At 58.7% G+C, this 23,925-nt stretch carries 23 protein-coding genes; 5 read left to right on the top strand and 18 right to left on the bottom strand.

Translation table 11 applies throughout. From position 1 onward, the window contains the following. Positions 1-28: 28 nt before the first annotated feature. On the bottom strand, positions 29-1,069 hold the full coding sequence (locus ABVT35_RS17160) for an NAD(P)/FAD-dependent oxidoreductase (RefSeq protein ID WP_368467926.1): 1,041 nt from the start codon (positions 1,067-1,069) through the stop codon (positions 29-31). Positions 1,070-1,331: 262 nt separating this feature from the next. On the opposite strand from ABVT35_RS17160, the gene ABVT35_RS17165 reads away from it, so the two are divergent. Both ABVT35_RS17165 and ABVT35_RS17170 read left to right on the top strand, forming a co-directional pair. Then, positions 1,332-1,622 carry a DUF202 domain-containing protein gene (locus tag ABVT35_RS17165; RefSeq protein WP_368467927.1) on the top strand — a complete coding sequence of 97 codons (291 nt, stop codon included), beginning with the start codon at positions 1,332-1,334 and terminating at the stop codon, positions 1,620-1,622. A 414-nt stretch (positions 1,623-2,036) separates the two neighbouring features. Then, positions 2,037-2,588: a cytochrome b gene (locus ABVT35_RS17170; protein WP_368467929.1), complete on the top strand. Its 552-nt coding sequence runs from the start codon at positions 2,037-2,039 to the stop codon at positions 2,586-2,588. A 64-nt stretch (positions 2,589-2,652) separates the two neighbouring features. Here ABVT35_RS17170 and ABVT35_RS17175 read toward each other — a convergent pair whose 3' ends face one another. The 14 genes from ABVT35_RS17175 to urtA all read right to left on the bottom strand — a co-directional run bounded on the left by ABVT35_RS17175 (position 2,653) and on the right by urtA (position 15,059). Beyond that, a complete protein-coding gene (locus tag ABVT35_RS17175; protein WP_368467931.1) occupies positions 2,653-3,678 on the bottom strand; it encodes an NADP-dependent oxidoreductase in 1,026 nt (341 codons plus the stop codon). A 153-nt stretch (positions 3,679-3,831) separates the two neighbouring features. Further along, a complete protein-coding gene (locus ABVT35_RS17180) occupies positions 3,832-4,419 on the bottom strand; it encodes a TetR/AcrR family transcriptional regulator (RefSeq protein ID WP_368467932.1) in 588 nt (195 codons plus the stop codon). Between the two features lie 122 nt (positions 4,420-4,541). After that, on the bottom strand, positions 4,542-5,162 hold the full coding sequence (gene ureG / locus ABVT35_RS17185) for an urease accessory protein UreG (RefSeq protein ID WP_368467933.1): 621 nt from the start codon (positions 5,160-5,162) through the stop codon (positions 4,542-4,544). Then, entirely contained in the window at positions 5,159-5,830 is a 672-nt protein-coding gene (locus ABVT35_RS17190) for an urease accessory protein UreF (protein WP_368467935.1), read from the bottom strand. The genes ureG and ABVT35_RS17190 overlap by 4 nt, the downstream gene beginning before the upstream one ends. Continuing rightward, positions 5,823-6,278, bottom strand: a complete 456-nt coding sequence (locus ABVT35_RS17195; RefSeq protein WP_368467936.1) for an urease accessory protein UreE — start codon at positions 6,276-6,278, stop codon at positions 5,823-5,825. Before ABVT35_RS17195 ends, ABVT35_RS17190 begins: the two co-directional genes overlap by 8 nt. After that, a complete protein-coding gene (ureC, locus tag ABVT35_RS17200; RefSeq protein WP_368467938.1) occupies positions 6,275-7,987 on the bottom strand; it encodes an urease subunit alpha in 1,713 nt (570 codons plus the stop codon). The genes ABVT35_RS17195 and ureC overlap by 4 nt, the downstream gene beginning before the upstream one ends. A gap of 6 nt (positions 7,988-7,993) precedes the next feature. Further along, entirely contained in the window at positions 7,994-8,299 is a 306-nt protein-coding gene (locus ABVT35_RS17205) for an urease subunit beta (RefSeq protein ID WP_368467939.1), read from the bottom strand. A gap of 9 nt (positions 8,300-8,308) precedes the next feature. Continuing rightward, positions 8,309-8,611 (bottom strand): urease subunit gamma, encoded by a 303-nt coding sequence (locus ABVT35_RS17210; RefSeq protein ID WP_368467940.1) that lies wholly within the window; start codon positions 8,609-8,611, stop codon positions 8,309-8,311. Positions 8,612-8,620: 9 nt separating this feature from the next. Next, positions 8,621-9,484, bottom strand: coding sequence for an urease accessory protein UreD (locus tag ABVT35_RS17215; protein ID WP_368467942.1), 864 nt, complete (start codon positions 9,482-9,484; stop codon positions 8,621-8,623). A 9-nt stretch (positions 9,485-9,493) separates the two neighbouring features. Further along, a complete protein-coding gene (gene urtE, locus ABVT35_RS17220; RefSeq protein ID WP_368467943.1) occupies positions 9,494-10,195 on the bottom strand; it encodes an urea ABC transporter ATP-binding subunit UrtE in 702 nt (233 codons plus the stop codon). Positions 10,196-10,205: 10 nt separating this feature from the next. Next, positions 10,206-10,958: an urea ABC transporter ATP-binding protein UrtD gene (gene urtD / locus ABVT35_RS17225; protein ID WP_368467945.1), complete on the bottom strand. Its 753-nt coding sequence runs from the start codon at positions 10,956-10,958 to the stop codon at positions 10,206-10,208. Next, positions 10,955-12,097 (bottom strand): urea ABC transporter permease subunit UrtC, encoded by a 1,143-nt coding sequence (gene urtC / locus ABVT35_RS17230; RefSeq protein ID WP_368467947.1) that lies wholly within the window; start codon positions 12,095-12,097, stop codon positions 10,955-10,957. Before urtC ends, urtD begins: the two co-directional genes overlap by 4 nt. Continuing rightward, positions 12,094-13,701 (bottom strand): urea ABC transporter permease subunit UrtB, encoded by a 1,608-nt coding sequence (gene urtB, locus ABVT35_RS17235; protein WP_368467949.1) that lies wholly within the window; start codon positions 13,699-13,701, stop codon positions 12,094-12,096. The genes urtC and urtB overlap by 4 nt, the downstream gene beginning before the upstream one ends. Before the next feature lie 62 nt (positions 13,702-13,763). Next, positions 13,764-15,059, bottom strand: coding sequence for an urea ABC transporter substrate-binding protein (gene urtA, locus ABVT35_RS17240; protein ID WP_368467951.1), 1,296 nt, complete (start codon positions 15,057-15,059; stop codon positions 13,764-13,766). Positions 15,060-15,526: 467 nt separating this feature from the next. On the opposite strand from urtA, the gene ABVT35_RS17245 reads away from it, so the two are divergent. Beyond that, a complete protein-coding gene (locus ABVT35_RS17245; RefSeq protein ID WP_368467953.1) occupies positions 15,527-16,543 on the top strand; it encodes a LacI family DNA-binding transcriptional regulator in 1,017 nt (338 codons plus the stop codon). 135 nt (positions 16,544-16,678) lie between these two features. Further along, a complete protein-coding gene (locus ABVT35_RS17250; protein ID WP_368467955.1) occupies positions 16,679-18,166 on the top strand; it encodes an NAD-dependent succinate-semialdehyde dehydrogenase in 1,488 nt (495 codons plus the stop codon). Between the two features lie 53 nt (positions 18,167-18,219). Here ABVT35_RS17250 and ABVT35_RS17255 read toward each other — a convergent pair whose 3' ends face one another. Beyond that, entirely contained in the window at positions 18,220-19,404 is a 1,185-nt protein-coding gene (locus ABVT35_RS17255; RefSeq protein ID WP_368467956.1) for an aromatic amino acid transaminase, read from the bottom strand. A gap of 12 nt (positions 19,405-19,416) precedes the next feature. Next, entirely contained in the window at positions 19,417-22,860 is a 3,444-nt protein-coding gene (locus tag ABVT35_RS17260) for an indolepyruvate ferredoxin oxidoreductase family protein (protein ID WP_368467957.1), read from the bottom strand. A gap of 141 nt (positions 22,861-23,001) precedes the next feature. Between ABVT35_RS17260 and ABVT35_RS17265 the strand changes: the two genes are divergently transcribed. After that, positions 23,002-23,460 (top strand): Lrp/AsnC family transcriptional regulator, encoded by a 459-nt coding sequence (locus ABVT35_RS17265; RefSeq protein ID WP_368467959.1) that lies wholly within the window; start codon positions 23,002-23,004, stop codon positions 23,458-23,460. A gap of 6 nt (positions 23,461-23,466) precedes the next feature. Here ABVT35_RS17265 and ABVT35_RS17270 read toward each other — a convergent pair whose 3' ends face one another. Beyond that, positions 23,467-23,919: a CoxG family protein gene (locus ABVT35_RS17270; RefSeq protein ID WP_368467960.1), complete on the bottom strand. Its 453-nt coding sequence runs from the start codon at positions 23,917-23,919 to the stop codon at positions 23,467-23,469. Positions 23,920-23,925: the final 6 nt, after the last annotated feature.

A 23,925-nucleotide genomic window follows, 5' to 3' on the forward strand; every position in this document is an offset into this window, starting at 1 on the left:
CAGTTGTGGTCCGATTAGCCGGTTTCTGTCACGCCGGTTGCCGGATTTGTTGCGGGACTGTTTCCCGGGCTTCCTCCGGTACACCTTTGGCCGGCACAAACCGTTTTAAAAGACGTTCGGTCAGGCCGCCGAACGAGTAGTGGGTGATAGGGCCCTTGGCATAAACGCCCCTGCCCAGTATCTCATCTGCCGTCATGAGGGCGCTCTCGACGGCCGGACCGATGCCCTCGCCGAGGTCTATGGAAGCAAGGCCGGCCGAATCTCCGATCAGGAAGCAATTGTCATTCTTGATCGCACCATCATTGGCGTAGAGGAAATAGGGGTGCCCGGTTGCTTTGAGATTGTCGGCCGTCGCTTCATCCAGCCTTCCCTCGCGAATGAGATCTGCCAGGAACCACTTGAAGTGGTCGTGGATATTGGTGCCCGATTTGCGAAAATATTTGCTCTTTCCACCGATGCCGATATTCACATAGCCATTGCCCTTGGGAACGAACCAGGCATAGCCTATCAAGCCGCGGCGACCGAAATAGAGGTTGCAGTCATCCTTGCGGGCGGGATACTCGAACTCCTTTTCGAGCGTCGCGATTTGAAGTGATTTTCTGCGCTCGTCATGGAACAGGTTGCGGCGGACCGGGCACATCGTTCCACCGGCGCCAACCAGATTCCTGCAGCTGTACGCGTTGTCGATTATGTACCGATCACCCTCGCGCCGGATTGTCTTCACACTGTGTTTTTCAACGGGCGCTTCGGACCGCTCCAGCAGAAAGGCATCCAGTTCCGTTCTGCGGATGGAATAGTTCTTCCCCTTGGTTGGAAACCAGTTGAGTCCGAAGGGAACCTTCGGAAAGTGGGACCGAATATCCAGTTCAAGCAGGGGGTGGGGATAGTTTTGCGGGGTGAGTTGCAAGTCCGCTATCGCCTTTTCGGTGATCCAGCCGGCGCAGAGCTTCAAGCGCGGAAATGTCTCCTTGTCCAGGACCAGAACATCCTGACCGTTCTTTACAAGCTGCCAGGCGCAGGTGCTGCCCGAGGGGCCGCCGCCGACAATGATCGTCTCTACGTGACGCATATTTCGATCTTGTCCATCTTTCCAGGTTCCGTGCCGGCCTTCCGGCCGGACAGTCGGCATTGGTTCGAGTATCCCTTTGTCAAGGCGATCTCTATCACAGCACCAAATTGCGGCCAAGGTCGGACCGCAGGTCCATGGCGGAGCGCTTCCCGGTAGCGTGGAAAGGGACCTGCGACAACAGGAAATTGTCGGCCGGCGGTTCTCACGGTCAACAACTCGATCTAAGTTACCACCGGCTTGGAAGGCTAACGAGGTGGCAGCCATGGACATGCGTGAAAAGCGCTCTGTAGAAAATCTGGTTCTGGCGATCGTGCGAACAGAGCTGGCGAACAGGCGCACCTTGCTGTCTTACCTGAATACCGCAATTGCCCTATTTGTCTCCGGTGCCGGTCTATTGAAACTCAGCGGCAGCAACTGGCTGGAGATGATCGGGATTGTACTGATGCCTGTTTCCGTGGTTGTTGCGGTGATTGGCGTGGTGGATTACCGCATCCTGCGCCGCAGTATCGAAGCGGAAAAGGCAAGAGCCGCCGCCGAAGAAGCCGACGTCTGACGACGCCTGCTCGCAGAACCATCGGCGGCGGCCAAAGGCGGTACGCGCCGTACCGCCTTATTCGTGCAGGGTACGGTTTTGACGGCAATGGCGGATGCCATCAGGGGTTTGTGGTGCTTTCGTAGCCTGCGCTGCCCCAGATATTGTTTCGGGGCGGGCAAGGTTCAAATTACATTTGCTTAATGAACGAATAAATTCAATTAAAACAACGGTATAGGACCGATCACATGATTGCGATTGGAAACATCCAAGGCTCGCTATTCACAGACATTTGGAATGCGTGATCGTGTCGCGGCGAATTGTCCCGATGCTCTGTGGAATTTTGGCCTTGCAAACTGGCGGCCGAGAAATGATTTGTACATATACAGCTGGTACTGGTGAAACCGTATTTTATGAATTTCGAGAGGACGTCAAATGAGTGATAACAGCGGCCTGGCCTATGGTTTCGTGTCACGTTTCAATCACTGGATCATCGCTTTGGCGATAATCGGCATGCTCGCCTTCGGGATTTATATCGAGGATTTCGTTCCCGACGGACCTCAGCAGGGTGCTCTTCTCCAAACGCACAAGGCTATCGGGGTCCTCGTTCTTGCCTACGGGCTTTGGCGGGTCGGCTGGCGTCTCATAAAAGGCTTTCTGGCACCTGCCGCGCCCATGCCCTACTGGCAGGATGTTATTTCCAAGGTGACTCACTGGGTGCTGATTGCAGGCATATTGGTCATGCCGATTTCGGGCATGATGACCTCGCTCTTCGGGGGGCACGATATTAACGTCTTCGGCCTCTTCACTATTCCGGGACAGACCAAAATAGAGTGGCTGTCAGAGTTCGCGGAAGAGGTGCACGGCGCCGCTGCGAACATCATGATCGCCTTCATCGTGCTGCACGTCCTCGGTGCGCTGAAGCATCACGTGATCGACCGCGACGCGACGCTGGTGCGAATGACCTCGGGCAAGTCCGCCCGTTAGCACCGGTTGAAGGAGATTACCGCCCCGGTGTTGCCGGGGCGGCTGTAATTGCCTTGATACGTTCCTATTCGGCGCCGGTGCGGACGACGAGTTTGCCGAAATTCTTGCCTTCCAGCAGTCCCATGAAGGCTTCGGGGGCGTTTTCCAGCCCCTCGACCACATCCTCGCGGTATTTGATCTTGCCTTCGCCAAGCCACGTCGTCATGTCGGCGACAAAATCGCGGTAGCGGCTTTCGTAGTGATCGAAAATGATGAAGCCCTGCATCTTGATGCGTTTGACGAGCAGCATCCCAACGAGGGCCGGACTGCGGTCCGGGCCGTCAGGCAGGCTGGTCGCATTGTAGCTAGCGATGCGGCCACAGACCGGGATGCGGGCATGCACGTTTAGCAGTGGAAGCACAGCGTCGAAAACCTCGCCACCGACATTTTCGAAATAGACATCGATGCCGTCGGGGCAGGCCGCGGCGAGGTTGTCCTTCAGTCCCGGCTCCTTGCGGTCGATACAAGCGTCAAAGCCAAGTTCCTCCACCGCGTAGCGGCATTTGTCCGCGCCGCCCGCGACACCGACAACCCGGCAGCCCTTCAGCTTGGCGATCTGCCCGACGGCTGAGCCCACAGCGCCGGTGGCGGCCGAAACGACCACGGTTTCGCCGGCCTTCGGTTCGCCAATATCAAGCAGGCCGACATAGGCGGTAAACCCCGGCATGCCCATAACGCCGAGCGCAAGCGAAGGCTGGGGCATGTCCCTATCGAGCTTTGCCAGGCCGGTCCCGTCGGAGACGGCATAGTCCTGCCAGCCACTGGTGCTGAGCACCAGGTCGCCAACCTCGAATTTCGGATTGTTGGAAGCTTCCACGCGGGCAACGGTTCCGCCGATCATCACCTCGTCGAGATTGACCGGTGGGGCGTAGGACGGCGCGTCGCTCATGCGGCCGCGCATATAAGGATCAAGCGACAGGTAAAGCGTATGGAGCAGCAATTCGCCTTCCGATGGTTGCGGAATGTCGCTCTCTTCCAGTCTGAAGTTTTCAGCGACCGGCGAACCGGTTGGGCGAGAGGCGAGGACAATGCGGCGGTTCTTCTGGGTCATGGGCGTTCCTTTCATTGATGCCATGATGACAAATATCTGTGTCGGTATGGTGGCTCCTGATTGAAGGTAACCAGTAGACCGGTCGTCTAGAGCCGAGTTAAGTGAGTCGAATGGTATGAAATAGTCGTTGTGAACTTTTCCTGTGTACGCCCGTCAGTCGAGGTTCAATAACTGCCTGGTGACGATATGGGCATTTTTGAAGGCGTGTGAATCGTGACGCAGCTTGGTCATGAGCGTTGCGCCCAACCACAAATCGTAGAGACCGAGTGCGGCCTGGACCGGTTTCAGATCGTCAGGCAGGGAGCCGTCCCGCATGCCTTCCATGAGGCATTGTGCCAGCCGGGCAACGATCCGTTCTGTGCCTTCCCGCAACACCGCGCGCATGGGTTCGGACAGATCGGAAACCTCCGCCCCGAGTTTGACCACAAGGCACCGGGCACCAAACTCACAGGCCGATTGCGAGTCGGTCCACAGGCTCCAGAAGTGCATCAGCCGGTCGGCCGCAGTCCTTCCGTCGGGCTTGAGAATATCGTCTAAGCGCTTGAGATAATTATCAAAATAGTCTTCGAGCAGCGCTTCGCCGAAGTTCTCTTTTGATTTGAAATAATGGTAGAACGAACCCTTGGGGACACCTGCGACGGACAGCAGTTCAGAAAGTCCCACGGCAGAAAATCCCTTGCCGAGGATGACCTCACGGCTGGTGCCCAGTATGTGCTGACGGGTGTCTGTTTGCGCTGCCATGTTCCATTAATAGCAACTATTAGACCGGTCGTCTAGTGATGGATCGACTGCTGTTCTTAGTATGCGAACAGCATGTCGACCGTAGAGCGGGATTGGAGACCATATCGGTTGTCGCTGTATGATCAGGCGACCAGACCGCCCGTCTCGACAAGAAACCGGACGACATCATCAACGCCCTCAGCGCGGCGCATGTCGGTAAAAAGGCTTTGTTTGCCAGGTCGCATGGCGGCGGCATCGCGTTCCATTACGGAAAGGTCAGCTCCGACATATGGAGCAAGGTCCGCCTTGTTGATGATGAGAAGGTCCGAACGGGTGATTGCGGGGCCGCCCTTGCGCGGGATTTCCTCGCCCTGGCAGACGGAAATGACATAAAGCGTCACATCGGCGAGCTGAGGAGAGAAGGTCGCCGCCAGATTGTCGCCGCCCGATTCAATAAAAATCACGTCAAGATCGCGATGGCGCCTGCAGAGTTCGTCAATGGCGGCAAGATTGATCGATGCGTCCTCGCGTATTGCAGTGTGCGGACAGCCGCCCGTCTCAACACCGACGATGCGGTCCGAGGAAAGCGCCTGCATGCGAACAAGCGCTTCGGCGTCTTCACGCGTGTAAATGTCGTTGGTGACGACACCGACCGACCATTGATCGCGCATTGCCTTGCAGAGTTTTTCCGTCAGCGTCGTCTTGCCGGAGCCGACGGGGCCGCCAATGCCGACACGCAACGGTCCGTTGGATGGAGCAGTCATGAGCGAAAGAGCCTTGAATATTGGGTTTCGTGGTTCATGGAAACGATGTCGGCGAGGATCGTGGCGCTTCCAAGATCGTCCAGCGATTTTCCAGCGGCCCTTTTTGCCGTCAGTTCAATTGCCGGTTCGAGCGCGGCCTGCACCTCGACACCGTCCTTCTGGCCGAGCTGCATCAACCGGAGCCCGGCCTGAATAAGATTGGAGCAAAAGGCATGCAGGAAGGCCGACAGCGCGGCTTCAAGACCGATATCGTGGGCACCGGCAATTGCCCCGACAGCAACAGGCAACGGACAGGATTGGCCGAGCCGGTCGTGAACGGGGTGAGGCCAGGCCGCTGCAGCCTCTAAAAATGCGGTGCCCTGGTTCATGGTTTCGAGTTGCCGTTCGGCAGATGACGCAAGCGCCTCGCCCAGCGCAGCCACCTCAGCCAGATCACCATCGTCTCTTGCCCTGCGCCAGCTCTCGCCAAAAAGAACCGCGTCATTCCAGGCCGATCCGATAGACAGGAGATCCCTCAGCCAGCCCTCGAGGTCCGTCGCATTCGAAACCAACCCGTCGTGAACGGCGCGTTCCAGGCCGCTGCTGTAGGAAAATGCGCCGACCGGGAAGCTCGGCGACATCCAACTCATCAGCCTGATAAGCGCCCGGTTGGTGAGTGCGTCAGTCATGGTGATGATGCCCGTGATGGTCCCCGTAGGCGCCGCCCTCCGGATCGAACGAGGCTTCGATCTCCTCGACATTTGCACCGAGGTTTTCAAGCATGGTTCGCATCGTATGGTCACGGCGGATCAGGATATGGTCTTCACCAAGCTGCGAGGGGCAGTGCCGGTTGCCGAGGTGCCAGGCGAGCCGCAGAAGGTGCAGCGACCCCGTTGGGCGAACCAGATAGAGCTTCTCGGGGGCCGCCCGCACTTCGATGATCCGCCCGTCGCTTAATTCGAGCCCGTCACCGTGATGCAGCAGCCGTGCCTCAGGCAGATCGAGCAGGAACGAAATGCCGTTGTCGGACGTCATGGACATGCGGCGGCGGTGCCGCGCCGTCTCGTCGAGCGTGATCGAGTCGGTGGCGCCGCCGGGCCTGATGGCGATAACGGATGTGGCGATCAGCCGGGTCAAAACAGAAAATACCTTTGAGCCAGGGGAAGCACTTCTGCCGGTTCGCAGGTCAAAAGCTCGCCATCGGCATAGACTTCGTAGGTTTCGGGGTCGACATCGATCTTCGGTGTTACCGTATTGTGGATCATCGATTTCTTGCCGATCGCGTTACGGGTGTTTTCCACGGCAACAAATGTCTTTTCGACCTGCAACCGTTCGGCAAGGTCAGTGCCCGTTGCGGCCTTTGAAACAAAGGTGACGGAGCTGTTCGTCAATGCCTTGCCATAGGCACCGAACATGGGGCGGTAATGCACCGGTTGCGGCGTTGAGATGGAGGCATTGGGATCGCCCATCGGGGCTGCGGCAATAGAGCCGCCAAGAATCACCATCTCCGGCTTGGCACCAAAAAAGGCCGGGTTCCACATGACAAGGTCCGCCCGTTTACCGGCTTCCACGGAACCGACATGCTTTGAAAAGCCGTGGGTGATCGCCGGGTTGATGGTGTATTTGGCAATGTAGCGCTTGACGCGGAAATTATCATTGTCGCCGGTTTCCTCCGGGAGCCGTCCGCGCTGGCGTTTCATGTTGTCCGCGACCTGCCAGGTCCTGATGACCACCTCGCCAACCCGGCCCATGGCCTGGCTGTCGGAGGCAACGACGGAGAAGGCGCCCATATCGTGCAGCACATCCTCCGCGGCAATGGTTTCCGAACGGATGCGGCTTTCGGCAAAGGCGACATCCTCGGGAATGTTGCTGTCGAGGTGGTGACAGACCATCAGCATGTCGAGATGCTCGGCCGTGGTGTTCTTCGTGTAGGGCAGGGTCGGGTTGGTGGATGAGGGGATGACGTTGTCCAGCCCGCACAGCTTGATGATATCGGGTGCATGGCCGCCGCCGGCTCCTTCGGTGTGAAATGCATGCACGGTGCGTCCGGCAATGGCCGCGATGGTGTTTTCGACGAAACCGCTCTCATTGAGCGTATCGGTGTGTATCATCGTCTGAACGTCGAAGGCGTCGGCGACGGACAGGCAATTGTAGATGGCGGCCGGGGTCGTGCCCCAGTCCTCGTGCAACTTGAGCGCGCAGGCGCCGCCTTCGATCATTTCCTCCAAAGCCCTCGGCCGAGCCGCATTGCCCTTGCCGGCAAAAGCAAGGTTCATCGGGAACGCGTCAGCGGCCTGGATCATGCGTCCGATATGCCAAGGACCCGGCGTGCAGGTGGTTGCCAGCGTTCCGTGTGCCGGCCCGGTGCCGCCACCGAGCATGGTAGTGATGCCGGACATCAGCGCTTCCTCGATCTGCTGCGGGCAGATGAAGTGGATGTGCGCGTCGATGCCGCCGGCGGTGATGATCTTGCCTTCTGCGGCGATGGCCTCTGTTCCGGGGCCGATGACGATGTCGACGCCGGCCTGGGTGTCCGGATTGCCCGCCTTGCCGATGCGCTGGATCAATCCGTCGCGAATGCCGATATCGGCCTTGTAGATGCCGGTATGGTCGACAATCAGCGCGTTGGTGATGACCGTATCCGCGGTGCCCTGTCCGTAGGTGGCCTGCGACTGGCCCATGCCGTCGCGGATGACCTTGCCGCCGCCGAACTTGACCTCGTCGCCATAGACAGTCAGATCGCGTTCGACCTCGATGAACAGTTCAGTATCGGCCAGACGCACCCTGTCACCCGTCGTCGGACCGTACATATCCGCATAGGCGGCTCTGGAAATCTTTGTTGGCATGGCGTTCTAGAGTTCCCCCATTACCTTCTTGTGAAAGCCGAATACCCGCCGCGAACCGCTGAAGGCGACCAGCGTGACTTCCCGTTCCTGGCCGGGCTCGAAGCGAACGGCCGTTCCCGCGGCTATGTCGAGGCGCATGCCGCGTGCTTTGTCGCGGTCGAAATCGAGCGCGTTGTTGGTTTCGAAAAAGTGGTAGTGGCTTCCGACCTGGATGGGGCGATCGCCGGTATTGGCGACCTTTATCTTTACGGTCTCGCCGCCTTCATTGAGAATGATGTCGCCTTTGGCGCACAGAATTTCTCCCGGGATCATCTTTGCCTCCTATCGGATCGGCTGGTGAACGGTGACGAGCTTAACGCCGTCCGGAAATGTTGCCTCGACCTGGACATCGTGAATAATGTCGGCAATCCCATCCATTACCTGGTCGCGGGTCAATACGTGGGCGCCGGCCTCCATGAGATCGGCGACGCTGCGTCCGTCTCTTGCGCCCTCAACGATGAAATCGGAGATCAGCGCGATGGATTCGGGGTGGTTGAGCCTGACGCCGCGCGCCAGCCGCTTGCGCGCGACCTCGGCTGCCATGGCAATCAGCAGCTTGTCCTTTTCCCTGGGGGTGAGATTCATGAAACCTCCTCAGATCGTCCACAGTTTCGGCAGTCCCTGACGGGAGCCGGTCAGTCTTTTGTTACACCAGTCAATGACCGGTACAAGTTGCCTGCGCAGGGCAAAGCCGCTTTCTGCGACCATGCGCACGACAAGCCGGTTGCCCGCGGGCGAGCGCACAGCACTGGCACCCGCATCCGGCCCGAGCATTTTTCTCACGGACCCGACCATGTCCGGCGCGTCGCGATGGACGAGCAGCACCGTTGCAAGGGCAATGCTGCCGCCCGTCGTCGCCTTGCGGTTCAAAATCGACTGGATATCGCCTTCCAGTCTCGTGTCCTCGGCGTGCAGAAGACGACCGCCGCGATAAATGCGCCAGCGATCGCGGAAATTTGCTCGATGGACAGTCTCGCCCATCGCTTGGCGGCCGAGAATGAGCGGCTCGGCCAGGAGCAGGCCCGCATCGGGAGCGAGGTTCACCGTCAATTGCCTTGAAAGGGAGGATTCGTCAAAGAGGATGGTTTCCTGCGGCAACCACGAAAGGGCCGCCCCGGAATGTATATTGATATCCGTGCGGACACGCGCTGTGCCTGACAGGGCGCGGTAGACCTTCTCGCAAGCCTGCGTCGTAACGACGGCGTTCGCTCCGGCGCCAACGTCGATCGACCAGTGTATCTCATCGCCGCCGGTCATGCCGCCGGATGTGTTGATCAACACGGCATCGAGTGCCGGGCCGTTATGGGTGCGCGGCAGACGTATCTTGGCAGCGCCTTCCTGAAACAGCCGCCCAAGGCGGGTTTGGCCATCCAGATGTGCGAGCGATATACGCCCGGTGCCCCTGACGCGCTGCAACCGCTTTTGCGGTATCGATTTCTTGTCCGCTACTCCACCCATCAGGTCACACTATACCATCAGATGCTGGCGGACATCCGGATTATCGAGGTCGTCGGCCGGTCCGTGGTGAACGATCTGACCCCGGTCCATGATGTAGACCTTGTCGGCCAGCTCGCGGCAGAAGTCGAGATATTGCTCGACAAGCAGAATGGTCAGCCCGGCGGTGTCGCGCAGATAGGACAGTGCCCGACCGATGTCCTTGATGATCGATGGTTGAATGCCCTCCGTGGGTTCATCAAGAATCAGGAGTTTTGGCCGCGTTACAAGCGCGCGGCCGATGGCAAGCTGCTGCTGTTGACCGCCGGAAAGGTCGCCGCCGCGCCGCTGCAACATGGTTTCGAGAACCGGGAACAGCTCGAAGACTTCAGCCGGAATGCCACGCGTTCTGCGGTTCAGGCAGGCAAAACCCGTCTGCAGATTTTCCTCGACGGTCAGCAGCGGAAAGATTTCGCGACCTTGTGGAACCGTGGCAATGCCTCTTGCCGCCCGTGCATAGGGCGCCTGGTTTTTCAGGACCTCGCCCTCGAAACGGACCGTGCCGGTTGTGACGGAATGCTGACCTGTGACGGCGCGCAGCAGCGATGTCTTGCCAACGCCATTGCGGCCCAGCACGCAGGTAATGGCGCCCGGCTCGGCCTTGAGCGACACGCCGCGCAATGCTTCGGCCGCACCATAGTGGAGGTGCACATCGTTTACAGCGAGAGTGGTCATGGTGTTGCTCCTATCGGCCAAGATAGTTCTCGATGACTTTCTGATCGGCGCTGACATGGTCGAGCGACCCTTCTGCCAAGACCGAGCCCTCCGCCAGTACCGTTACCTTGACGTCGAGATCGCGGACAAATCCCATATCGTGTTCGACGACCACGACGGACCGCGACCGGGCAATTTCCCTGAGCAGTCTTGCTGTCTCATCCGTTTCGGCGTCGGTCATGCCGGCGACCGGTTCGTCAACAAGCAGCAGCTTGGGATTTTGAGCAAGCAGCATGCCGATTTCGAGCCATTGTTTCTGGCCATGTGAAAGATTGGCCGCAAGCTCGTGGCGGCGGCCCGTCAGGCGGATGGTTTCGAGGATATCGTCGATCTCGTCGCGGTCATTTTGCGACGCATCGTAGAACAGTGTCGAAAAGACACCCCTGCGCCGGTCGAGCGCCAACTCCAGATTGTCTTCGACCGTGTGGCTTTCGAAAACCGTCGGTTTCTGGAATTTGCGGCCGATGCCGAGTGCGGCGATATCCGTTTCATCATGTTGCGTAAGATCGATTTCGCCGTCGAAAATCACATCGCCGCTATCAGGGCGCGTCTTGCCGGTGACGATGTCCATCATGGTTGTCTTGCCGGCGCCGTTGGGGCCGATGATTGCGCGCATCTCGCCGGGTTTCAGAATTAGCGACAGATTGTTGATGGCCCTGAAGCCGTCAAATGCCACGCTGACGCCATCGAGATAAAGAAGACTTCCCTTTGCCGCCTTTGTCATTCCGCCGCCTCCGGCACTGTTCCCGCCGGAACGGCATTTGCCTTTTGTCTGACCCAGGTCCGAATGCCGGCAAGGCTGCCGACAATGCCCTTGGGCAGGAACAGCGTGACGGCGACAAAGAGCGCACCGAGCGCGAATAGCCAGAACTCGGGAAATGCTGCAGTGAAGACGGATTTTCCCGCATTGACCAGCACCGCGCCGATGATCGGGCCGATAAGCGTGCCGCGTCCGCCGACGGCGGTCCAGATGACCACTTCGATGGAATTTGCGGGAGCAAATTCACCCGGATTGATGATGCCGACCTGCGGCACGTAGAGCGCGCCGGCAATGCCGGCCATCATGGCGGAGACGACAAAGACAAAGAGTTTGACGTTTTCCACCCGGTAGCCGATGAACCGTGAACGGCTTTCCGCATCGCGCACTGCAATCAGCACCTTGCCGAATTTCGACTGGACGATGCCCGAGCACATCAGAAAGGCTGCTGCGAGCGCCAGTGCCGAGGCGGAAAACAGGGCGGCGCGCGTCTTATCCGACTGTATATCGTAGCCGAGGATGTCCTTGAAATCGGTCAGGCCGTTATTGCCGCCGAAACCCATTTCGTTGCGGAAGAAGGCAAGCAGCAGTGCATAGGTCATCGCCTGGGTGATGATGGAGAGATAAACGCCGGTGACGCGGCTTCGGAAGGCGAACCAGCCGAATACAAAGGCCAGCGCCCCCGGTACGAGCACGATCATCAGGGCGGCGAACCAGAACTGGTCGAAGCCGTGCCAGAACCAGGGCAGTTCCTTCCAGTTCAGAAAAACCATGAAATCCGGCAGCACCGGGTCGCCATAGACACCGCGCGAGCCGATCTGGCGCATGAGATACATGCCCATCGCGTAGCCGCCGAGCGCAAAAAAAGCGCCATGGCCGAGCGACAGGATTCCGCAATAACCCCAGACAAGATCGAGCGCCAGGGCCAGAAGGGCGTAGTTGAGGTATTTGCCCATCAGACTGATCGCATAATTAGGCACATGAAGCGGATGGTTTGCTGGCAGCGCCAGATTGGCGGCCGGCACGAGCAGGGCGAGACTGACAAGGGCGGCGATGACCCAGACCGCGCGCCTGTCCAGCGCCTTGAAGATAAATGACGTGATCATGCTTCCACGGCCCGTCCCTTGAGTGCGAACAGCCCACGGGGCCGCTTCTGAATAAAGAGAATGATGAAGACGAGGATCAGGATCTTGGCGAGAACCGCACCGGCATAGGGTTCCATGAACTTGTTGGCGATGCCCAGCGTCATGGCACCGACGAGCGTTCCCCAGAGATTGCCAACACCGCCGAAGACAACGACCATGAAGCTGTCGATAATGTAGCTCTGGCCGAGATTGGGCGACACATTGGCGATCTGCGACAGGGCGACGCCGGCAATACCGGCAATGCCTGATCCCAATGCGAAGGTCAGCGCGTCGACCCAGGGGGTTTTGATGCCCATTGAGGAAGCCATCTTGCGGTTTTGCGTTACGGCCCGCATCTGCAGCCCGAAACCGGTCCGTTTCAGCACAAGAAAAAGGGCGGCGAAGACGACCATGGCAAAGACCACGATCCACAACCTGTTGGCTGTGAGCGTCAGCCCGCCAAGTTCATAAGCCCCGGACATCCAGGACGGATTGCCGACCTCCCTGTTGGTCGGACCGAAGATCGTGCGGATGGCCTGCTGTAATACGAGCGAGACGCCCCACGTCGCCAGCAATGTCTCGAGCGGCCGTCCGTAAAGGAATCGAATGATACCGCGTTCCATAACAAATCCGCAGGTCCCGGCGACAAGAAAGGCGAGCGGCAGGGCCAGAAGCAGAGAATAGTCAAACAGTCCGGGAAAGGATCCGCGGATCACCTCCTGAACGACGAAGGTCGTATAAGCCCCGAGCATGACCATTTCGCCGTGGGCCATGTTGATGACACCCATGACACCGAAGGTAACGGCAAGTCCGATGGCCGCGAGCAGCAGCACTGAGCCGAGTGAAATTCCGTACCAGGCCGTCTGGGCGGCGTTCCAAAGCGCAACGGTGTTTTCAATGTTGGCGATCTGGTTTGCGGCGGCTGCGCCGGCAGTGCCTCCCCTTGCGGCGAGTTCCTTGAGCAGCGGCATTGCAGCGCGTCCACCAGTATTGCCGACAAATTCGACAGCTTTGATTTTTTCCGCCTCCGGCGCATCCGTGTGCAAAATCACGGAGGCCCGTGCAAGCCGCATCGCGTTCTTCACATCAATATCGGTTTCATTTGCAAGGGCGGCATCGAGTGCGGCCAGCGCCGCGGCATCACCGGTCTTGAAGATTGTTCGGGCCGCGGCCATGCGAACCTCACGGTCCGGGCTTTCCAGTGTCAACGCGCCGACAATGCCTGCGATCTGGCGGCGCAGCCTGTTGTTGACCTTGATTTTCCGCACCGTCTTTTTTGCCGCACTGCCGGCGGTCTCACCGGAGAGCGGGTGGGTGAGGATAAAGTCGGATCCGGTCTTTTGCGCCAGGAAAACTTTCCTGTCGGATTTGCGGTAGTAGAGCGTTCCGTCCCTGAGCGCCTGAAGTACCGGCACGGCTCTGACATCACCCGTTGTGGCGATGGCTTCGATCTGGCGGGCGCGCTGCTTCAGCTTGCCGGTGGCGAGTGCATCAACGAGATTTTGAAGATTTTCATCCGCACGCGTACCGACAATCAGCATCGGTACGATCAGCAGAGCTAGCAGGATTTGGTTCAGATATTTCATCACACAACGGTCACATCAGAGGGACGCGGCGGGCAGTAACCGCCCGCCGCTATATTGTTCGGTCAGCTGCCCTTGCCGCCGCAGGTGGAGGTTTCGATATTGAAGTTTCCGCAGGAGAGCGGCTTCCTCCAGTCGGAGATCAGCTTGGCTGAATCGGGCAGGAAATCGGACCAGGCATCACCCGCGACCAGGCCATCGGTCTGATCGACAATGTCGAACTGTCCGTCTTCCTGGATTTCGCCGATCAGGACGGGCTTGGTGATGTGATGGTTCGGCATCATGGTGGAATAACCGCCGGAAAGATTGGGCACGGACACACCGATGATCTCGTCAATAACCGTGTCGACGTCGGTGGTGCCGGCCTTTTCAACAGCCTTCACCCACATGTTGAAGCCGATATAGTGGGCTTCCATCGGATCGTTGGTGACCCGGTTCTCGTCGCCGGTGAACGCCTGCCAGGTTTCGATGAATTCATCGTTTTCATCCGATTCCACCGACTGGAAATAGTTCCAGGCTGCCAGATGTCCGACGAGGGGCGCCGTGTCGAGACCTGCCAGTTCCTCTTCGCCCACGGAAAACGCGACGACCGGAATGTCGGTTGCCGAAACGCCCTGGTTGCCAAGCTCCTTGTAGAAGGGAACGTTTGCGTCGCCGTTGATTGTCGAGACAACAGCGGTCTTCTTGCCTTCGGAGCCGAAGGACTTGATGTCGGCGACGATCGTCTGCCAGTCGGAATGTCCGAAGGGCGTGTAGTTGATCATGATGTCTGCGTCGGCAACGCCCTTGGCTTTCAGGTAGGCTTCAAGGATTTTGTTTGTCGTGCGCGGATAGACATAGTCAGTTCCGGCCAGTACCCAGCGCTCGACGCCTTCGTTTTCAAGCAGGTAATCGACGGCGGGAATGGCCTGCTGGTTGGGGGCAGCGCCCGTGTAGAAGACATTGCGCTGGCTTTCCTCGCCCTCATACTGGACAGGATAGAATAAAATGCCGTTGAGCTCGGCAAAGACCGGCAGGACCGATTTGCGGCTGACCGATGTCCAGTTTCCGAACACCGCGGCAACATCGTGCACGTCCAGCAATTCGCGGGCCTTTTCGGCAAAAAGCGGCCAGTCGGACGCCGGGTCGACCACCACCGCCTCCAACTGCTTGCCGAGCAGCCCGCCCTTCTTGTTCTGCTCCTCGATAAGCATGAGCATGGCGTCTTTCAGGGTTGTTTCCGAAATGGCCATTGTTCCGGACAGCGAATGCAGGATACCGACCTTGATCGTCTCTTCGGCAAAGGCTGCGGACGATATGGTCAGGCCAGCGATGAGAGCTGCAAGGCCAGTGGACCGGATCCGGTTTATCAGCGTTGTCATGTTTTTCTCCGTAGAAGTATTTGCACCGGCATACTCCCCGCAGGAATCGTGCCAGACTCGGTCCGGTTCGAATTTGTATTTTGTATGCAGTTGATTTCATTGGGTAAAACCACGCAACTACTCGATAGCAGCTCTATCAGGCTGGCTTCCACCAATTGATATTATTTTGTGCAACAACGAATGTTGCTTAAAAAACAGGCAATCGAGTTTGGTCAAAATTTGTGCAGTGTAAATTGCCGTGACGGAACCGGTTGCCTGATATAGGAAGGGGAGCCGGTACTGCCGGAAGAGGTATTTGCACCACAAATCCTCGGCCCTGCGCCATTGGCGCAGGGTTTGCAGCTGCGCCGCTTCAGGCGTCCTCATCGTTTCAAGAGAAGAAATTCCGCTGTCGAATCTGCCGCAGCCATCGGGTTTTGCAATCGATTACAAATCGACTATAACGGGCTTTAGACCAGGAAGCGGACATGAGTGAACGAACGAAGATCAAGGATATTGCACGTGTCGCCGGCGTCTCGACGGCGACGGTATCGCGGGCGCTAAGCGATTCCGCGCTGGTGACTGATACAACGCGCGACAAGGTCCGTGAGGCGGCAAGCAAGCTCAACTACCGGCTTAATGTGCGGGCGCGCAATCTGCGCATCCAGAAATCGATGGCGGTGCTGCTGGTCGTGCGCAATATGAGCAATCCGTTCTACCTGGAGATATTCAAGGGCGTCGAGGAGGTGGCGAGGGCCGCCGGATATGTCCTGCTCATGGGCAACACGGAGGATGACGACGAGCGCGACAATGAATATTTCGACATGCTGCGAGACGGTCAGGCCGACGGTATGATCCTGATGACCGGCAAGCTTCCCGAGGAACACGAAGTATTGCGGACCGCATCCGGCATGGCGCCGATCGTCGTGGCGCTTGAGGCGGTTGAAAACTGCAGGCTTGCCCATGTCCAGATCGACAATTGCGCAGCCGCAAAGCAGGCCGTGCATCACCTTGCTTCGCTGGGGCACAAGCGCATTGCGCACATATGCGGGCCGTTGCCCGAGATCCTCAGCCGGTTGCGGCTCGACGGATACCGCAAGGCGATGGCCGAGGTCGGGCTTGAAATCCCGGACAATTACGAGCCAGTCGGCGATTATTCAATCCGCAGCGGGCAGGAATGCTGCCGGCAGCTGTTTGACAGCGACAATCCGCCGACGGCGCTTTTTGTCGCCAATGACGAGATGGCCTTTGGCGCAATCGGGGAATTGCGGCGGCGGGGCCTGCGCGTGCCGCAGGATGTATCGGTTGTCGGTTTCGACGATCTATTCATAAGCGAAAGCTACAGCCCGCCGCTCACTACAATCAGCCAGCCGCGCGTCGAAATCGGCCAGACGGCAATGACAATGCTGCTCGACATCATCGGAGCGCGGCTGACTGAGCCGAAGACCATCGAAATGCCGACAAAGCTGATATTGCGCGATTCCACCGGTCCGGCTGTGTCGTGATCAGACTTTCCTTGACCTGCAGGTTCGTTTGACGCAAGACACCAGCAAGATCCTGCGCCCTGGCGGCTGACTGGCAATTGGCCGGCGGCGCATAGTGTATCTATCGATTACGCGTTTTCCTGGAGGCCCTCCCAAATGAGCATTTCCGAAAAACTTCTGTCCCGTCTGAACGATCCGACCCTTCTGCGGGCTGCCGGTCTGGTCGGCGGCGAGTGGATCACCGAAGCTGACAGCGGCAAGCATTTCGACGTCGACAATCCGGCGACCGGCGAAGTTATTGCAACGCTGCCCGACATGGGCGCTGAAAACACGCGGCAGGCCATCGATGCGGCTTTTGAGGCGCAAAAGAAATGGGCGGCGATTACAGCCAAGGAACGCGGCGCTATCATGCGCCGGCTGTTCGAACTGCAGATTGAAAATGCCGATGACCTGGCAACCATCCTGACCATGGAGATGGGAAAGCCGTTTGCAGAGGCGCGCGGTGAGATCGTCTATGGCGCTTCGTTCATCGAATGGTTCGCCGAGGAGGCAAAGCGGGTCTATGGCGACACGATCCCCGGCCACCAGGGCGACAAGCGCCTTGTTGTCATCAAGCAGCCGATCGGCGTCGTCGGTGCCATCACGCCTTGGAATTTCCCCAATGCCATGATCACCCGCAAGGTCGCGCCCGGCATAGCGGTCGGCTGCACCACGGTTGTCAAACCGGCCGAGCAGACACCGCTGTCTGCCATTGCAATTGGCGTTCTGGCAGAGCGGGCAGGCATGCCGGCCGGTGTCTTCAACCTGATCATCGGCCAGGACGGACCGGCCATCGGGCGTGAACTGACCGACAATGACAAGGTCCGTAAGCTGACCTTCACCGGTTCGACCGAAGTCGGGCGTATCCTGATGCGGCAGTGCTCGGACCAGATCAAGAAGGTCGGCCTCGAGCTTGGCGGCAACGCGCCGTTTATCGTGTTCGACGATGCCGATATCGATGCGGCGGTCGAAGGCGCGATGATCTCCAAATTCCGCAATGCCGGCCAGACCTGCGTTTGCGCCAACCGGATCTTCGTGCAGGCCGGTGTCTATGATGAATTCGCCGAAAAGCTCGCCGTCAAGGTTCGCGAACTGAAGGTCGGCGACGGCTTCGAGGATGGCGTTACGACCGGCCCGATGATCGACAAGCAGGGCTTTGCCAAGGTCGAGGAACATGTCTCCGACGCCGTTGCTCACGGCGCCACGGTGCTCACCGGTGGCAAGGCCGACGAGCAGGGCGGCACGTTTTACGAGCCGACAGTGCTCACCGGCATGTCAAAGGAAATGAAGGTGGCGCGCGAAGAGACCTTCGGACCGGTCGCACCGCTCTTCCGTTTCGAGACGGTCGAAGAGGTCATTGCGCTCGCAAACGATACGGAGTTCGGCCTTGCGTCCTATTTCTATGCCCGCGACCTCTCGCGCGTGTGGAGTGTTGCCGAAGCCCTGGAATATGGCATGGTTGGCATCAATACCGGGCTGATCTCGACGGAAGTTGCGCCGTTCGGGGGCGTCAAGCAGTCGGGTCTTGGCCGTGAGGGTTCCAAATACGGGATCGAGGATTTCGTCGAAATCAAATATCTTTGCTTCGGCGGCATCGGCGCCTGAGCGGATCAATCAGTCAAAAGAAACGGGGCCATTCGGCCCCGTTTTTTGTTTTGTCAGGAAGCGACCGCCACGATCTTGCGTGCCAGATCGTCAAGCCCGTCGCCGGGCAGGCCGGCGATGTTGATGCGGCTGTCGCCGATAATATAGATGCCGTGTTCGGCGCGCAGCGTTTCGATCTGTTCCGGTGACAGGCCAAGGCGCGAGAACATACCCTTCTGCCGGGCGATGAAATCGAAACGGTCGCTGTTTGAGGCCTTGCGCAGCGCATCGGCAAAATCCTGACGCAGCTGCATCATGCGCCTGCGCATCTCTTCAAGTTCGTTTTTCCAGTCGTCGATCAGTTCCGGATCCTGCATAACCATTTTCACAATGGCCGCACCGTGATCCGGCGGCATGGAATAGACACTGCGGGCAACCGAAAGAAGCTGGGAGAACGCCGTGTCAGCCTCGGCAGCAGTGGCGCCGATGATCATCGCGGCGCCGACCCTCTCACGGTAGACGGCGAAGTTTTTCGAGCAGCTTGCGGCAACGACGAATTCCGGGGCGATTTTTGCAAGCAGCCGAAGGCCTTCTGCATCCTTGTCGAGCCCGTCGCCAAAACCGAGATAGGCGAAATCGATAAAGGGAAGAAGACCCTTTTCAACGCACAGTTCCGCAACTGCCTTCCACTGATCGATGGTCAGGTCGGCGCCGGTCGGATTGTGGCAGCAGCCGTGCAGCAGAACGACGTCACCCTTCTCGGCGGCTCCGAGTGCTTCGATCATCTCGTCGAACAGAACCTCGCCGGTGGCGGCGTCATAATAGGGGTGGGATTTCGTCTTCAGGCCGGCGCCCGTCAGCAGCGGCGTGTGGTTCGGCCAGGTCGGATCGGACAGCCACACCGTCGCGCCGGGCCTGGCGCGGTTGATCAACATTCCCAAAATGCTGAGTGCGCCGGAGCCCCCCGGTGCCTGGCACACGCGCAGCCGGTCTTTCGGAACGGTATTTCCAAACACGAGATCGCCCATGGCAGCGCAGAATTCCTTGTCGCCCTGTGGGCCGACATAGGTTTTGGTTGTCTGTTTGTCGTGAAGGCGCGCTTCGGCAGCGCGGATGGCGCGCATGACCGTCGTGTCGCCGTTTTCGTCCTTGTAGACGCCGACGCCGAGATCCACCTTGTCCGTGCGGCTGTCCTCGCGAAACTGGGCCATCAGCGCAAGGATCTTATCTGCCGGAGCAGGCTTCATTGTTTCAAACATGGTGGTATTTCCTCACTGTGCCGGTCTGGAGGTCAGTTCCGCCAGACCGGCGTCCATTTCCGATTTTGCCTTTGCTACCGCTTCTTCCTTCACAGGTCCATAGCCGCGTATCTGCATCGGTATTTCAAACAGTGCTCGCCACCGCGACGCATTTTCCGCAGTCACCTTTTCAAGGTTGTTTTTCACCATCGATTCGAGCCAGACGATGAGCTCCCGTTCAGTGCGACGGTCGTGACTGTACCCGAACGGATCGAACACAGTGCCGCGAAGGCCCTTGAAGCGCGCCAGGACACGATAGGCCGGCAGCATCCAGGAACCGAACTGTCGCTTGCGCGGGCGTCCGCGCGCATCCTTGCCGAGCGGCAGGAAGGGCGGAGCCAGGTAATACTTAATGGAAAAATCGCCCTCGAACTGATCGTTCAGTTTTTGCAGGAAAGCGGGATCGGCATGGAGACGCGCCACTTCGTATTCGTCCTTATACGCCATCAGCTTGAACAATGAACGGGCAACGGCTTCGGTCACGCCGCTTGCGCCCGTGTTGTCCTCGCGTTGTTTTACCGTATCAATGAGCCGTCTGTAACGGGCCGCATAAGCGCTGTTTTGATAGTCCGTCAGGAATTCCTCGCGTCTTGCAATGATTGTTTCCAGCGTTTCCTCAGTGGTTTCCGGCTCGCGCGCCACATGGGGCAGCAGGTCAGGGCGGGCCCTTGCCAGCCGGCCCCAGGAAAAGGCCTGGAAATTGGCGTCAACCGCGACGCCGTTCAGCTCTATCGCCCGGGTGAGGGCTTCAAGCGAAACGGGCACAAGGCCGCTCTGCCAGGCAAAGCCGAGAAGGATGATGTTGGCAAAAACACTGTCCCCCAAAAGCTGCTCCGACAGGCGGTTGGCGTTGAGGGTGGAGACATTATCAGTGCCGACAGTGTTGGCGATTTCACCGACACGCTTGTCAACGGCAAGGCTTGCATCACGATGACGTACGATATCGCCGGTGGGCGATTCCGCAAGATTGAGCACGGCCTTCATGTGGGACTTGTAGGCGCTCGAAGCCTTGGGCGAGGACGATACGACGATATCGCCACCGATCAGAGCATCGGCGGAATTGTTGTCGATGCGCACCTGGTTGATCTTCGAAGGCGTATCGGCCAGCCGGATATAGCTGAGAACCGGTCCGAATTTCTGGGCAAAGCCGGTGAAGTCCAGCACCGATGCCCCTTTGTTTTCCAGATGTGCGGCCATGGTGATCAGTGCGCCGACCGTGACGACGCCGGTGCCGCCAACGCCGGTGACGAGAAGATTATAGGGCCGGTCGAGTGCGTGCATTTCCGGCAGCGGTAGGTCCGCCGCCAGTTTTTCAGCATCTGCGCCTGCACCATCGCTTTTACGCCGTTCGGCTCCTTCGACGGTGACAAAGCTCGGACAGAAGCCGTCAAGGCATGAGAAATCCTTGTTGCAGGAGGAAAGATTGACCCGGCGCTTTCGGCCGAATTCCGTCTCCACCGGTTCGATGCTCAGACAGTTCGATTCCACCGAGCAGTCGCCGCAGCCTTCGCAAACAAGTTCGTTGATGACGGCAAAACGCTTCGGATCTTCCATCTGGCCGCGTTTTCTACGGCGTCTCTTTTCAGTGGCACAGGCCTGCTCGTAAATCAGGATCGAAACGCCCGGTATATTGCGCATTTCGCGTTGCAGGGGGTCGAGTTCGCGGCGATGGTGGATGGTTGTGCGCGGCGGGAAATCGGCAAGGACGAACTTTGTCGGATCATCGGAGACGAGGGCGATGCGCTCGACGCCCTCTGCCCGCACTTCCTGGGCAATGGCCTGGACGCTGATCGGCCCGTCTACGGGCTGGCCGCCGGTCATGGCGACGGCGTCGTTGAAGAGGATTTTGTAGGTGATGTTGGCGCCGGCGGCGATCGACTGGCGGATCGCCATCGAACCTGAGTGGTAATAGGTTCCCTCACCGAGGTTCTGAAAGATGTGGCCGTTTCCGGTGAATTTTGACGAAGCGGCCCAGTTAACGCCTTCGCCGCCCATCTGGATCAGAGACGTGGTCTCGCGGTCCATCCAGCTTGCCATGAAATGGCAGCCGATGCCGGCCAGCGCCTTGGAGCCTTCAGGAACCTTGGTCGAAGAATTGTGCGGGCAACCGGAGCAGAAATAGGGTGTTCGCGTTGCGCCTGCGACTGCAATGGGCGCGATATGGTTTTCCGTGAGGTGCCTGGCACGCTTCGTGAACCGGTCGGTCTCAAAGACCAGATCCAGCCGCTTGGCGACCAGCGGCGCGAGCTGCAGCGGTGACAGTTCGCCCGTCCACGGGATCAGCCGGTCGCCGTTTTCATCCCGCTTGCCGGCCATGTGGTCGGGCTTGGCGCCGGGATAATCGTAGAAATATTCCTTGAACTGGCTTTCGATGATGCCGCGCTTTTCCTCGATGACGAGCACTTCGCGCTTGCCCCGTACGAATGTCAGGGCGTCGTAGCGGTCAAGCGGCCAAACCATGCCGACCTTGTAGATATCGATACCGATATCGCGGCAGGCCGCCTCGTCGAGACCCAACACGCGTAGCGCTTCCATCAGGTCGAGATGACCCTTGCCGGTGGTGACGATGCCAAAAGTGGCGCTCGGATTGTTGTAGATGCGCCGGTCGATCGGGTTGGCTTTGGCAAAGGCGAAGACAGCCTGTTTTTTCGCCTCCATGCGCTCCTCGATCTGCGGGCCGGGCAGATCCGGCCAGCGATAGTGAAGGCCCGTCGCAGGGATCTCGAAATCGGGAGTCTTGAAGACGCGATCCGGGTGGATTTCGACGGATGCGGCGGATTCCACGGTTTCGGAGATAGCCTTGAAGCCGACCCACATGCCAGAATAGCGGCTGAGCGCATATCCATATTCGCCGAACTGGAGATATTCGCCGACATTGGCCGGGTTCAGCGTCGGCATGAACCAGGCCATGAAGGCAACGTCGGACTGGTGCGGCATGGAGGAGGAGACGCAGCCATGATCGTCGCCGGCGACGATAAGGGCACCGCCATGCGGGGAGGAGCCATAGGCATTGCCGTGTTTGAGCGCATCGCCGGCGCGGTCGACGCCGGGACCCTTGCCGTACCAGAGGCCGAAGACGCCATCCACCTTCCGGTTCGGATCGGTTTCAACCTGCTGGGAGCCCAGAACGGCGGTTGCCGCGAGATCCTCGTTGACGGCGGGCATGAATTCGATATTGCGTTCTTTGAGCAGCGCGGCCGAACGCCACATTTCAAGATCGACGCCGCCGAGCGGAGAGCCACGATAGCCGGAAACGAAACCGGCTGTGTTGAGGCCGGCATGCCGGTCGCGGAGCGCCTGGTCGAGGGCAATTCTGGTGATTGCCTGTGTGCCGGTCATATAAACGCGGCCGGACCGGCGCTGGTAGCGGTCGTCGAGACCGTATTGCGCAAGCGGCATTGGAGCGTGAACGTTCATGATGCGCATCCCCGTTAATTCTTGTTTGGGCTATTTTACTCCATTTTTCCCGGTCATATTCTCCAGTTTATTTGAAAAATAGAGCAATTTGGGATAATTTCACCAATATCTTGGTGATTCTGGAAATGTTTGGAGAATACGATGCGTCTTGACCGGCATGATCGCGAATTGCTGCGGGAACTGCAGAAAGACTGCCAGATCACCAATCAGGCGCTTGCGGACAAGGTGGGTCTTTCCGCATCTGTGTGCTGGCGGCGCGTCAATGCACTGGAAAAATCGGGGGTCATCCGCCGCTATTCGGCGATCGTTGACGGGCCTTCGGCGGGGCTCGGTTTCCAGGCGATCGTCTATGTGTCTCTGGTGCGGCACGAGACCAGCCGCCTGCAGGATTTCATTGCCGCCGTAACCCAGCGCGAGGAAGTGCTTGAGTGCCTGGCGACCACGGGCGATGCCGATTATCATCTGCGGGTGATCTGCGAGGATCAGGCCGCCTACAACCAGTTGCTGGAGGAATTTTTATTCCAGCTGCCGGGCATCGCCCATGTCAAAACCAGCCTGGTTCTTAAAGAGATCAAGTCCCAGGCCTATATTCCGGTATGACGTGCGTCAGGCGACAGCCTCTTCTTCCAGCACCTTGCCGAAATTCTTGAAAAACTGACCGGCCAGTTTCTTGGATGTGGAATTGATCAGGCGGCTGCCGAGCTGGGCGAGCTTGCCGCCGATATCGGCCTTGACCGCATATTCCAGGATCGTGTCATTGCCGTCCTCGATCAGCCTGACGGTCGCACCGCCCTTGGCAAATCCGGCAACGCCGCCCTTGCCTTCGCCATTGATGGTGTAGCTTTCCGGCGGAACGAGGTCGGAAAGTTCCACCGTTCCGGCAAACTTTGCCTTGACCGGTCCGATCCTGAGAACCACTTTTGCGTTCATTTCCGTATCGGAAACCTTTTCAAGTTCCTCGCATCCGGGAATGCACTGCTTGAGGATTTCGGGATCGTTCAAGGCGTCATAGACGGTCTGGCGTGGGGCATTGATACGCTGCGAATCGTTCATTTCCATAGGGCG

Source organism: Hoeflea sp. TYP-13, assembly GCF_040932035.1.
In the GTDB taxonomy this organism is placed as follows: domain Bacteria; phylum Pseudomonadota; class Alphaproteobacteria; order Rhizobiales; family Rhizobiaceae; genus Hoeflea_A.